11 protein-coding genes and 1 riboswitch are annotated in these 10966 nt (G+C 64.3%); of the genes, 3 read left to right on the forward strand and 8 right to left on the reverse strand.

Annotated features, from left to right (window positions below):
* Window positions 1-201 precede the first annotated feature (201 nt).
* A complete protein-coding gene (locus C1D09_RS10270; protein ID WP_143974159.1) occupies window positions 202-675 on the forward strand; it encodes a tetratricopeptide repeat protein in 474 nt (157 codons plus the stop codon).
* Between the two features lie 173 nt (window positions 676-848).
* Window positions 849-2024 carry a GGDEF domain-containing protein gene (locus tag C1D09_RS10275; protein ID WP_143974160.1) on the forward strand — a complete coding sequence of 392 codons (1176 nt, stop codon included), beginning with the start codon at window positions 849-851 and terminating at the stop codon, window positions 2022-2024.
* On the opposite strand, the gene gcvP is transcribed toward C1D09_RS10275, so the two are convergent.
* The 3 genes from gcvP to gcvT are packed head-to-tail and all read right to left on the reverse strand — an operon-like array spanning window position 2025 to window position 6328.
* Window positions 2025-4838, reverse strand: coding sequence for an aminomethyl-transferring glycine dehydrogenase (gcvP, locus tag C1D09_RS10280; protein WP_208760367.1), 2814 nt, complete (start codon window positions 4836-4838; stop codon window positions 2025-2027).
* A 15-nt stretch (window positions 4839-4853) separates the two neighbouring features.
* Entirely contained in the window at window positions 4854-5222 is a 369-nt protein-coding gene (gene gcvH, locus C1D09_RS10285; RefSeq protein ID WP_143974161.1) for a glycine cleavage system protein GcvH, read from the reverse strand.
* 5 nt (window positions 5223-5227) lie between these two features.
* Window positions 5228-6328, reverse strand: a complete 1101-nt coding sequence (gene gcvT / locus C1D09_RS10290) for a glycine cleavage system aminomethyltransferase GcvT (RefSeq protein ID WP_143974162.1) — start codon at window positions 6326-6328, stop codon at window positions 5228-5230.
* A 149-nt stretch (window positions 6329-6477) separates the two neighbouring features.
* Window positions 6478-6564, reverse strand: a riboswitch (glycine riboswitch).
* 174 nt (window positions 6565-6738) lie between these two features.
* On the opposite strand from gcvT, the gene C1D09_RS10295 reads away from it, so the two are divergent.
* The gene (locus C1D09_RS10295; protein ID WP_143974163.1) at window positions 6739-7740 is read left to right on the forward strand and encodes a hypothetical protein; all 1002 of its coding nucleotides are present in this window, start codon (window positions 6739-6741) and stop codon (window positions 7738-7740) included.
* Here C1D09_RS10295 and C1D09_RS10300 read toward each other — a convergent pair.
* From C1D09_RS10300 to C1D09_RS10320, 5 genes are all read right to left on the reverse strand, one after another.
* The gene (locus C1D09_RS10300) at window positions 7737-8171 is read right to left on the reverse strand and encodes a GNAT family N-acetyltransferase (RefSeq protein WP_143974164.1); all 435 of its coding nucleotides are present in this window, start codon (window positions 8169-8171) and stop codon (window positions 7737-7739) included. The two genes, C1D09_RS10295 and C1D09_RS10300, sit on opposite strands and share 4 nt — an antisense overlap.
* Window positions 8171-8962, reverse strand: coding sequence for a molybdopterin-binding protein (locus C1D09_RS10305; protein WP_143974165.1), 792 nt, complete (start codon window positions 8960-8962; stop codon window positions 8171-8173). Before C1D09_RS10305 ends, C1D09_RS10300 begins: the two co-directional genes overlap by 1 nt.
* Before the next feature lies 1 nt (window position 8963).
* On the reverse strand, window positions 8964-9845 hold the full coding sequence (locus C1D09_RS10310; RefSeq protein WP_143974166.1) for a cytochrome b/b6 domain-containing protein: 882 nt from the start codon (window positions 9843-9845) through the stop codon (window positions 8964-8966).
* Window positions 9846-9942: 97 nt separating this feature from the next.
* Window positions 9943-10620, reverse strand: a complete 678-nt coding sequence (locus tag C1D09_RS10315; protein ID WP_143974167.1) for a DUF1345 domain-containing protein — start codon at window positions 10618-10620, stop codon at window positions 9943-9945.
* Between the two features lie 30 nt (window positions 10621-10650).
* Window positions 10651-10966 (reverse strand): YaiI/YqxD family protein (locus C1D09_RS10320; protein ID WP_143974168.1); only part of this gene is annotated, 316 nt, incomplete at its 5' end.

Genomic DNA, 10966 nt, shown 5'->3' on the forward strand with positions numbered 1-10966 from the left:
ACCCGGTCCCGGCAGCGCTCAAGGCGATGGACCCGGCGTGAGACCACCCTCCACGTCCGCTCGAGGCGTTGGCGCGCAGTGGTTAATAGCTGGTATCTCGGAAAGCAAATCTTAGCCGCATTTTGGCACCGAAGCTTAATCGCTGTGCGCTAGTGTCTTTACCTGAAGAACGACCCGGCAAATCGGGCGACGGGGCAGGGCATGCGTCAGACACAATTTGCGGCGGTGGCCACGATGGCGGCCGTCCTTGTTATCACCGGGTGCACGACGAACAACAACGTCGACACGACCAAGACGACCGCGATCCAGCCAGCGGCGAAGGACGTCGGCACATCCGACCTGGCGCAGGGCAAGGCGCAGTTTCGCGATGCCAATTATGGTCTCGCCGAACAGCATTTCCGCAAGGCCGTCGAGCTGAAGGCTGACAATGCCGAGGCCTGGATGGGGCTGGCCGCCTCCTATGACGAGCTCGGCCGCTTTGACTTCGCCGACCGCGCCTACGGCCAGCTCCTGAAGGTCGCCGGCCGCAAACCGCAGATCGTGAACAATATGGGCTATTCGCAACTGCTGCGCGGCAACAAGAAGAAGGCAAGGGCGCTGCTGCTCGAGGCGAAGGCCGGCATGGCCGACCCGACGGTCGTCAACGCCAATCTCGCCTTGCTGGACAAGGGCTGATGCGCGTTTGATCCGCGCGTCTGCCAAGGGTCCGATTTCCGGCCAGGCACTGTCGACGCTTTGTAAACCCTAACCGCAGGCTGGGTCGAAAGGTCGGCTGACAACCATGTTCGAGGGCTGCCGCTGACCTAGAATGCGGCCTAACCGCCAGGCTGAAGAGGCTCCCGCCCGATATGCTGGATTTCAGTTCGCTCCTGCTCGCGGCCGCGCTGTCGGGCACATGCCTTGCCTTCACCATGTTTACCATCTGGCTCACCGCGCCGCGGGCGCGTTTCGTGCTGACGGTGGCGTGCGGCATTATCGTGCTTGTCGCGCATGTGATCCTGTTCTGGCGCTACACCAAGGAGCCCGACCCGCTGCTTTGCCAGATCGCGCTGGCGCTGCTCAGCCTGGGCTTCCTGATCATCTGCCTTTCGGCCATGCAGTATCTCGGCGTGCCGGGCCACACGCGTGCGATCATGCCGACGCTTGCCGCCATGGCTGTCTGCGCCGCCTTCACCTTCCTCGGCCTTGATGGCGTCGGCTTCATCGTCACCTACGCGACGGTGACCGTGCTGCTGTCGACGATCGGAGCCATGTTCTGGGCCAATGGCAGCCACGATCGCCGGATCCTGCTGGTGGTTTCGTTCCTGAGCGGCACCTGCGCGGTGTCGTTCGCCCTTTGCGGCGTGGTTCTGATAGCCAAGGGGCAGTGGACGCTCGGGGCGGCGCCCGACAACTGGGCCGAACGTCTGAATTCCGTGGTGGCGGTGGCGTGCATGACCGGCCTCGGCGCCTTGACGCTCTCGCTGCATCATCTGCAGGCGCAGATCGAGCTGAAGGCCGAGACGATGACCGATCCCTTGACCGGGCTGATGAACCGTCGCGGGTTGATGTCGCTCCACGGCGAGCGCTCCTTCGGTCCCTTCATGGCGGTCGTCATGTTCGACCTCGATCACTTCAAGAGGACGAACGACATCTACGGTCACCCGGTCGGGGACCAGGTGCTGTGCCGCTTCGCAGCGGTCATCCGGAAATTTGCCAGGACCGGCGTCGACGCCTTTCGCCTGGGCGGCGAGGAGTTCGCCATCGTCATGTCGCGGATGACGGAGGAGCGGGCCCATGATCTCGCCAGCAAGATCGGCGTGGCCTTCGGCACAGAAATCGTACCTACCTCGCTCGGTCCGTTGCGCAGCACGGTCAGCGGCGGCATCGGCTTCGGCGGCGCCGACGGCAGTAGCCTCGACGCGGTGCTCGCCGAGGCGGACGCCGCGCTCTACGCGGCCAAACGCGCCGGCCGAAACTGCGTCATCAGCCATGGAAGGATGGGCAAGGCCGAACCGGTCGAGCCGGCCTTGCGCTCCGCGTAGTTACTCAGCGGCTCCCAGATAATCCGACAGCGGTGGGCAGGAGCAGACCAGATTGCGGTCGCCGGCGACATTGTCGATGCGCGACACTGGCGGCCAGTATTTGGCGGCCGTATCGGCGTCGCCCGCGGGATAGGCCGCTTCCAGGCGCGAGTAGGGGTGGGTCCACTGGCCGGCCAGCGTCTCGGCGGCGGTGTGCGGCGCGTTGACCAGCGGGTTGTCGGCCAATGGCCAGTCGCCCCTGGCGACTTTCGCGGCTTCGCCGGCAATGGCGATCATCGCCTCACAGAAGCGGTCGAGTTCGCGCTTCGGCTCTGATTCCGTCGGCTCGACCATCAGCGTGCCGGCGACCGGAAACGACATGGTCGGCGCGTGAAAGCCGTAGTCGATCAGGCGTTTGGCGATGTCGTCGACGCTGATGCCTGCGCTCTCCTTGAGCACGCGGGTGTCGAGGATGCATTCATGCGCGATGCGATCGTGCCGGCCCTTGTAGAGCAGCGGGAAGTGCGGCGCGAGCCGTGTCGCCACATAGTTGGCCGAGATGATGGCGGTCTCCGTCGCCTGCTTCAGCCCGGCGGCGCCCATCATGCGGATATACATCCAGGTGATCGGCAGGATGGAAGCGCTGCCGAAGGGTGCCGCCGACACGGCATGCGCCGAGCCTTCGGTGACATGACCCGGCAGATAGGGCTTCAGATGTGCCTTGACGCCGATCGGGCCGATGCCGGGGCCGCCGCCGCCATGCGGGATGCAGAAGGTCTTGTGCAGGTTCATATGGCAGACATCGGCGCCGATATCGGCGGGCCGGGCGAGCGCGACCAGCGCGTTGAGGTTGGCGCCGTCGAAATAGACCTGGCCGCCATGCTCGTGGATGAGGGCGCAGAGATGGCGGGCTCCTTCTTCATAGACGCCATGCGTCGAGGGATAGGTGAACATCAGCGCGGCGAGATTTTTGGAATGCTCGTTGGCCTTGGCCCGCATATCGTCCATGTCGATATTGCCGTCTTCCAGGCAGCGCACGACGACGACGCTCATGCCGGCCATCGCCGCGCTCGCCGGATTCGTGCCATGCGCGGAAGAGGGGATCAGGCAGACCGTCCGATGGCCTTCGCCGCGCGAGCGGTGATAGGCGCGGATCGCGAGCAGCCCGGCATATTCGCCCTGGCTGCCGGCATTGGGCTGCAGGCTGACCGCGTCGAAGCCGGTTATTTCGGATAGCCAGCCTTCCAGCTCGCCGATCATGGCGCGATAGCCGGCCGAATGGCTGGCCGGTGCGAAGGGATGCAGATTGGCGATGCTTGGCCAGCTCACCGGCATCATCTCGGCCGCCGCGTTGAGCTTCATGGTGCAGGATCCGAGCGGGATCATGGAGCGGTCGAGCGCCAGATCCTTGTCGGCCAACCGGCGCAGCAAGCGCATCATGTCGGTTTCCGACTTGTTCTCGTTGAAGACCGGCTGGGTCAGAAACTCCTTGCCTCGCGGCTTACCGGGGACGGTGCTGCCGGCCGAGGAAGCAGCCTTGGCGCCGAACAGGGAAGCGATTGCATCGAGATCGGCATCGGTCGAGGTCTCGTCGAAGGCGATGCCGACATGGTCGGCGTCGAGGACACGCAGCAGCCGGCCGGTCTTCTCGGCCGCTTCGGCGATGTGTGCGGCCTTGCCCTTCGCCTCCACCGTCACCGTGTCGAAGCGGCTGGCGCCGAGCACCGAAACGCCCGCTGCCTGGAGGCCGCTCGCCAGACGGTTGGCCAGAGCGTGGATGCGTCCAGCGATCGTCTGCAGCCCGGCGGGGCCGTGCCAGATGGCATAGGCCGTCGCCATGTTCGCGAGCAGCGCCTGCGCGGTGCAGATGTTGGAGGTCGCCTTGTCGCGGCGGATATGCTGTTCGCGCGTCTGCAGGGCCAGGCGGTATCCGGGCCGGCCCTTGCTGTCGGTCGACTGGCCGACGAGTCGGCCGGGCATCAGGCGCGTCAGTTTGTCGGAGACGGCGCAGTAAGCGGCGTGCGGGCCGCCAAAGCCCATCGGCACGCCAAAGCGCTGCATCGGGCCGACGGCAATGTCGGCGCCGAGTTTCGCCGGCGCATCGGTCAGCGTCAGGCCAAGCGGATCTGCGATGAAGACGACGATGGCACCTGTGGCGCGCGCCTTGTCGATCGCCGCCTTGTGGTCGCCATAGACGCCGAAGGTGTCGGGCCAGGACACGAGCAGGGCAGCGGTGTTGTCGTCGATCGCCTCGCCGTCGATCTCGATGCCGAGTGGTTCGGCGCGGGTGCGCACCACATCAAGCGTCTGCGGATGCGGCGTGCCGGCGAAGGCCACCTTGGTGCGCTTGTCGCGATGGTGGCGCAGCGCAATGCCGACCGCTTCGGCGACGGCGGTTGCTTCATCGAGCAGCGAGGCGGATGCCACCGGCAGTCCGGTCAATTCGGTGACCAGCGTCTGGAAATTGAACAGCATTTCGAGCCGGCCCTGGCTGATCTCGGCCTGATAGGGCGTGTAGGCCGTGTACCAGGCCGGATTCTCGAACAGGTTGCGCTGGATGACCGGCGGCACGTGGACGCCGTGATAGCCGGCGCCGATGAAGCTTTTCAGCACCGTGTTCTTCGCCATGATGGCCGACAATTCGGCCAGCGCTTCGGCCTCGCTGGCAGGCGCGGGCAAGGTCAGCGGCAGGTCGAGGCGAATCGACTGCGGTACGGCCTGGCTGATCAGCGTCTCGACGGAGGGAACGCCGATAACGGCAAGCATGGCCCTGACATCGTTGACGCCAGGACCGATATGGCGGGCCGAGAAGGGGGTAAGTGCTGCGGTCATCATCTCTGGGTCCTGATTTCAGGCGATATGGGCTTTGTAGGCGGCCTCATCCATGAGGCCGGCGAGCTGGCTTTCGTCGGCTAGCTTCATCTTCCACAGCCAGCCGGCGCCGGTTGCCGCCGAGTTGACCAGCGACGGGTCCGAAGACAGCGTGCCGTTGGCCTCGGTGATCTCGCCGTCGACTGGCGCGTAAACGTCGGAGGCCGCCTTGACGGATTCGACCACGACGGCGGTGTCGCCCTTGGTCAGCTTCTTGCCCGTTTCCGGCAGTTCGACGAAGACGAGGTCGCCGAGCTGCTCCTGCGCGTAATCGGTGATGCCGACGGTGGCGATACCGCCTTCGACGCGGAGCCATTCGTGATCTGATGTGAAATAGGTCTTTGCCATGGAGTTCATCCTTTGCGGTAGCGATGAGGGGTGAAGGGCAGGGAGCTGATGTCGACGGGGATCTTCGTGCCGCGTACCTCGGCGAACACCCGCGTGCCGGGCCTTGCCAGCGAAGCGGCGACATAGCCCATGGCGACCGGATGGCCGGCCGAGGGGCCGAAGCCGCCCGATGTGACATGGCCGGCAGGATTGCCGTCGGCGTCGAACAGAGCGGCACCGGCGCGCACCGGCTGGCGGCCTTCCGGCTTCAGCCCGACGCGCTTTTGTGCCGGGCCGCGTTCGATGGCGGCGCGCAAGGCGTCGGCGCCGATAAAGCCGCCGGAAGCTCTGACGTCCTTGGGGATCGCCCACATCAGCGAGGCTGCGGCCGGGTCGGTCTCGGGCGTGATGTCCTGGCCATGCAAGCAAAGCCCAGCCTCAAGCCGCAGGCTGTCGCGCGCGGCAAGGCCGATCCAGAGCACGCGTTCATCCTCGAGCAGCTTCGCGACCAAATCCCGCGCGGCGGCCTCCGGCAAGCCGATCTCGAAACCGTCCTCGCCAGTATAACCCGACCGGCTCATGAACCAGTCTTTCCGCGGCTCGACCCCGTGCATGAACAGCAGCGAGCCGGTCTCGATACCGGCGCGCGACAGCACGGCCCAGGCCTCGGGTCCCTGGATGGCCAGGAAGACGCGGTCGAGCGGCTCGATCTTGACATCAAAATTCGTGGCGAGCGCACGCAGATGCTTTTCGTCGGCGACGGCGTTGCCGGCATTGGCGACCACCATGAATCTGGTGTCGCCGAGCCGGGTGACGATCAGGTCGTCAAGGATGCCGCCGGCCTCGTTGAGGAAGAAGGACAGTTTCGACTGCGAGATTTCGAGCGCGCCGGCGTCCAAGGGACAAGCGCGGTCGAGCAGCGCAACCGCTTGAGGCCCGCTGACCTCGAACAGTTTCATGTGCGAAATATCGAAGAGACCGGCATGCTCGCGGGTGTGCAGGTGCTCCTTCATGACGCCGGCCGGATAGGTCAGCGGCATCGACCAGCCGGCAAAGGCGCCGAAGCGCGCGCCGGCGGCTGTGTGGATATCCTCGAGGGGAAGGTGTCTTGAGTCGTCGCCCGTCATGTCGTCTCCAGAGTCGCACGCAATCGGCCGCGAATGGCGACCAGTCCGTGCCCCTCTGTCTGAAGCCTGAGAGACTCGCGCAACCGGAACTCTGTCAGCGGCGCTTACACCTTCGGCGCGGGGGCAAGCCCCGACTTTCCAGAGTGTCTTTCCCGTCTACGGTTCTTTTGCCTGAGAGATTTCGGGCGATTTCCCCTTCGGCGGCAGCTCTCGCTGCTCTCTCCCGCAAACAGGTAGGACTCAGAATCCCGAGCCCTCGACAAGCCATCCATAGCCCGTCGGCGACACCTTGTCACCTCCCAGCGACATGTTACCGACAAGTCTTCGCTAACCACGCCGTTTGCCGGTTTTTCAAGACAGTCCTGATATAGCAGCCCTATGTAACGCTTTGGGGCGGACAGGGGACGACAATGGGCGAATTGATCATGAGCGCGCCGGTGGCGGGGCTGACCTCGAAGAATCGCATTGCCCCGGAGGATGTGGTGATGCTGCGCCGCGACGTGTTCGCCGATGGCGTGGTGACCCGAGGCGAAGCCGAGGCGTTGTTCGCTCTCGACCAGACGGCCAAGGACAAATGCGCGCAATGGGCACCGTTCTTCGTCGAGGCGGTGACCGACTACATCGTCCATCAGGAAAAGCCGTCCGGCTATATCTCGCAGGAGAATGCCGACTGGCTGGTCCGCACCATCTCGCGCGACGGCATGGTCGACAGCCGCACCGAACTCGAATTGCTGGTCCATGTGCTGGAAAAGGCGAGATCGACGCCGAGCAAGCTTTGCGTCTATGCGCTGGAGCAAGTCGCCCATGCCGTCATCGATGGCAAGGGGCCGCTGATGCTGGGGGGCGCGCTGGTGCCCGGACTGATCGCCAGGGCGGAAGTCGAGCTGCTGCGCCGCATCCTGCATGCACATGGCGGCGACGGCAACATCGCCATCACCCGTGGCGAGGCCGAGGTGCTGTTCAGGATCAATGGGCAGACCGCCCAGGCCAAGAACGATCCTTCCTGGAACGACCTTTTCGTCAAGGCGATCGCCAATTTCGTCATGTGCTCGGCAGGCTATGAGGCGCCGACCCGCGATGTGGCGCTGCGGCAGGAAAGCTTCCTAGAACGCACCGATGCTGAAATCGGCGGCTTCTTCGGCCGCATGGTCTCCGGCGGCCTTGCCGGTATCATCGAGGCCTATCGGTCCCCCGATGACATCGAGGCCGAGTGGGAGGCAAAGAACAGAGCGACCGAGGCCCTGGCTCGCCGCGCCGAGACGATCGATGCCGGCGAAGCCAAATGGCTGATCGAGCACATCGGCGTGGACAGGGCCCTGTACGAAAACGAGCGTGCGCTGCTGACCTTGATCAAGCATGCCTCGCCGGAGATCCATCCGGCGCTGGGGCCGTTGCTAGAGAAGGTTGCCTAAAGGGCGCTGTCCGGTGCTATCGTTTTACAAAGGATAATGTTGGAGTGGCCTTCGGGCCACTCCGCCAGTTCGGCGATGCGCCGGAAGCCAGCCTTCTCGTAGAGGCCCGGCGCCTGGAAGTCGTGGCTGGAGACCCAAATTCTCCTGGCGCCTCGAACGGTTGCCTCAGCCACAAAAGCGATGAGCAGCAGCCTTGCATAGCCGCGACCGCGATAGGCCTCGTCAATCCACATCAATGTCAGCTCGCACGTGCTCGCCCAAGAATAGCCGGCGGCAACGCCGATCGCATGTCCTGTACCGTCACGAATAACGAAAGCCAGTCCCCGGTCATCGGCGCAGCCTGTCGCGCGCCGGTTGTCCTTGTGGAGGCGTTCCTCGAGCGAACTCAACTCGACCGGCGACAGATCGTGCTCGGCTTGGATGCGGGTCATCAAATCCCGCCGTACCAGTCGTAGCCATTGTCTTCCCAATAGCCGCCGCGGCCGCCGCCGACATTGGCGAAGCTGTCGACCAGTTCGATCTTGTAGAGATATTTCGGCATCTTGTAGCCGAGCTGGCGCTCGACGCGGACACGCAGCGGCGCGCCGTTTTCGACCGGGAGCGGCTTGCCGTTCAGGCCATAGGCGAGGATCGTCTGCGGGTGGCGGGCGTCGATCAGGTCGATCGTGCCGTAATATTTGACGTCGCCGGACAGGCTGCGGTCGATCGTGTCCAGGCAATGGAACATGACGTAGCGCGCCTGTGGCTTGACCACCGCCTGGTCGAGCACCAGCGACAGCGGCGTGCCGGTCCATTTGGCGATGCAACTCCAGCCCTCGACGCAGTCGTGGCGGGTGATCTGGGTGCGGCTCGGCATGTTCTGGAGTTGCTCGCGGCTGAGCGACAGCGGCTTTTCGACAAGACCCGACACCTCCAATCGCCAGTCGGCGAAATTGTTGGCGAGCAGTCCCTTGTAGATGTCATCGTCAGGCGCGGTAACGCCGTTCGGCCGCTGCGGCTGGCGGATATCGGCCTCGGTGAATTCCGGTGCCAGCGCGTTGCGGCCGGCAAGCAGGCGTTGCGCGCGGTACGTCAGGCCATTGGCGTTTTCGAGGAAACTGCGCAGGCCGCTTCCAATGCTCAACTGGCTGTCGAAGGCGTCGCAGCCCGACAGCATGATCCCGGAGGCCCCGAGGCTGGCGGCGGTCAGGAATTTCCGGCGGCTGATCTCGAACTTCGCCATGTCAGGCGCTCCTCTCTGTCGTCTTGTCGTTATGCGCGGGAGGGTCGGTGCGGTACCAGCCGGTGATGATCGAGCGCAGTTCGTTGATCGGGCCGGCGGCCAGGATCATCAGGATGTGGATGATGAAGAAGCCGACCAGCAGCAGCATGACGGTGAAATGGATGGTGCGCGCCGTCTGCCGGCCGCCGAGCACCTCGTTGAGGAAGGGCAGCACCGAATTCATGCTGGGCGACATGGCAAGGCCGGTGATGATCATCAGCGGCAACAGCACGAACAGCACCCCGCCATAGGCCATCTTCTGCAGCGTGTTGTATTCGCGCGTGTGATGGAATTTCAGCTTGGCGTGGTCGACTATGTCCCGCGGCAGGCGCTTGAGGTCGTCGAGGCGCGGGGCGAGGTCGCGCCTGATATGGCCGTTGACCAGGCTGGCGACCAGCCAGACGATCAGGGTGGTCGTCAGGATCCAGGCGAAAAAGAAATGCACGACGCGGGCGGTGCCGAGATCATAATAGGACGGAATGGTCGCCCAGGACGGGAAGCCGCGCGCCGTCTCGTTGCCCGGGGGACCTGACCAGCCGAGCACGCCCGTCGTGTCGAAGCGGTGCCCGAAGATTGCGGTATAGCCGCGCGGCCCGGCGCTGGTGTTCTCGGCGCCGATTTCGAAGATGGTGTTGTTGTAGCCGAAGCCGGATTGCTTGCCGATATAGAGCTGCGGCCGGGCGTTGAAGATCTGCAGGCCGGAAAGCAGCATGAAGAACAGCGAAATGGCCCAGATCCAGTGCGTCAGCCGTGTCCAGCGCGACTGCCGGTAGATCAGCGTGCTGTCGCTCGACACGGGAGCGTCCTGTCCGGTGGCGGATTGGCTTCTGGCAACGGATTCCATCTTGTCTCGTCTCCCGGCCTCGCGGCGTGGCCCGCGCGTTCATTGTCCTCCCGATACGTCGCGATCCGAACCGATGTTTCACCCGATCACGAATTTATTACGGACCACCCAGGCTAACGGCGAGATTGACGGCCGCGGCGACGATGATGGTATTGAAGAAGAACGACAGGATCGAGTGGACGAGCACGACACGGCGCATATGCGTGGTCGAGATGTTGGTGTCGGCGGTTTGCGCGGTCATGCCGATGACCGCCGAGAAGTAGAGGAAATCCCAGCCTTCCGGGGGCTTGTCGCCTGGAAACAGCAATCCGCCGACCGGGATTTTCTTCTTGGTCTCGGCGTCTACCGCGTCGCCGTCCATCCAGTAGACATGCGCATAATGAAGTGCTGCCATGGCATGGATGGTGAACCAGCCGAGCGGGATCGACAGCAGCGCGAAACCGAGCTCGACGGAATTGCCTCTGTTCTTCTGATTGATAAGCAGGAACAACGAGACAACGGCGACGACAACGACGACGAGCGTCACCGCGAAGATGACCAGCACCGGCTGGTCGGTGGCACGCGCATTCTTGCTCAGATATTTGCCGGTGAACTTGGGCATCTGGCTCACAACAAGGATGACGTAGGCGGCGAAAAACGCGTTGGCGCCGATCGAGTAGGCGAGCGGGGCATGGAGCAGCAATGCCATGAGGAGCGCGAGTGCACCGAAACACGCCGACATCGCGAACAGCATATGGCGCTGCATGGGCTTCTGGATCGGGGTTTCGGCGGCCATGGCGGTCTCCACCTGGAGGGCGCTCTGTCTCTAGCCGGGTGTGGCGGATTTCAGAGCGCGCCGCAAGATGCGGTCGAGTTCACCAAGGAACCGCGAACGGTCCTGTGGCGCGAAGGAGGCATTGTAACCCTTGCTCTCGCCGGTCTCGCGCAGATGCTGCTTGAGATCGCGCATAGCCACCGCCATGCCGATCGTTTCGGGCGTAAACGGCCGCCCGGTAGGCCCGAGCACGTGGGCACCTAGCGCCACCGCGCGGGCAGCGAGCGGGATGTCTGCCGTCACCACGACATCGTTGGGTCTGGCGTTCTCGACGATCCAGTCGTCGGCGGCGTCGGCGCTCTTGGAG

This window comes from Mesorhizobium intechi (assembly GCF_002879535.1).
GTDB classification, from domain to species: Bacteria; Pseudomonadota; Alphaproteobacteria; order Rhizobiales; family Rhizobiaceae; genus Mesorhizobium; species Mesorhizobium intechi.

Excerpts from the sequence above, each read along its gene's own strand:
- C1D09_RS10270 (WP_143974159.1), top strand. The coding sequence starts at position 202 with ATGCGTCAGACACAATTTGCGGCGGTGGCCACGATGGCGGCCGTCCTT.
- C1D09_RS10275 (WP_143974160.1), top strand. The coding sequence starts at position 849 with ATGCTGGATTTCAGTTCGCTCCTGCTCGCGGCCGCGCTGTCGGGCACA.
- gcvP (WP_208760367.1), bottom strand. The coding sequence starts at position 4,838 with ATGATGACCGCAGCACTTACCCCCTTCTCGGCCCGCCATATCGGTCCT.
- gcvH (WP_143974161.1), bottom strand. The coding sequence starts at position 5,222 with ATGGCAAAGACCTATTTCACATCAGATCACGAATGGCTCCGCGTCGAA.
- gcvT (WP_143974162.1), bottom strand. The coding sequence starts at position 6,328 with ATGACGGGCGACGACTCAAGACACCTTCCCCTCGAGGATATCCACACA.
- C1D09_RS10295 (WP_143974163.1), top strand. The coding sequence starts at position 6,739 with ATGGGCGAATTGATCATGAGCGCGCCGGTGGCGGGGCTGACCTCGAAG.
- C1D09_RS10300 (WP_143974164.1), bottom strand. The coding sequence starts at position 8,171 with ATGACCCGCATCCAAGCCGAGCACGATCTGTCGCCGGTCGAGTTGAGT.
- C1D09_RS10305 (WP_143974165.1), bottom strand. The coding sequence starts at position 8,962 with ATGGCGAAGTTCGAGATCAGCCGCCGGAAATTCCTGACCGCCGCCAGC.
- C1D09_RS10310 (WP_143974166.1), bottom strand. The coding sequence starts at position 9,845 with ATGGAATCCGTTGCCAGAAGCCAATCCGCCACCGGACAGGACGCTCCC.
- C1D09_RS10315 (WP_143974167.1), bottom strand. The coding sequence starts at position 10,620 with ATGGCCGCCGAAACCCCGATCCAGAAGCCCATGCAGCGCCATATGCTG.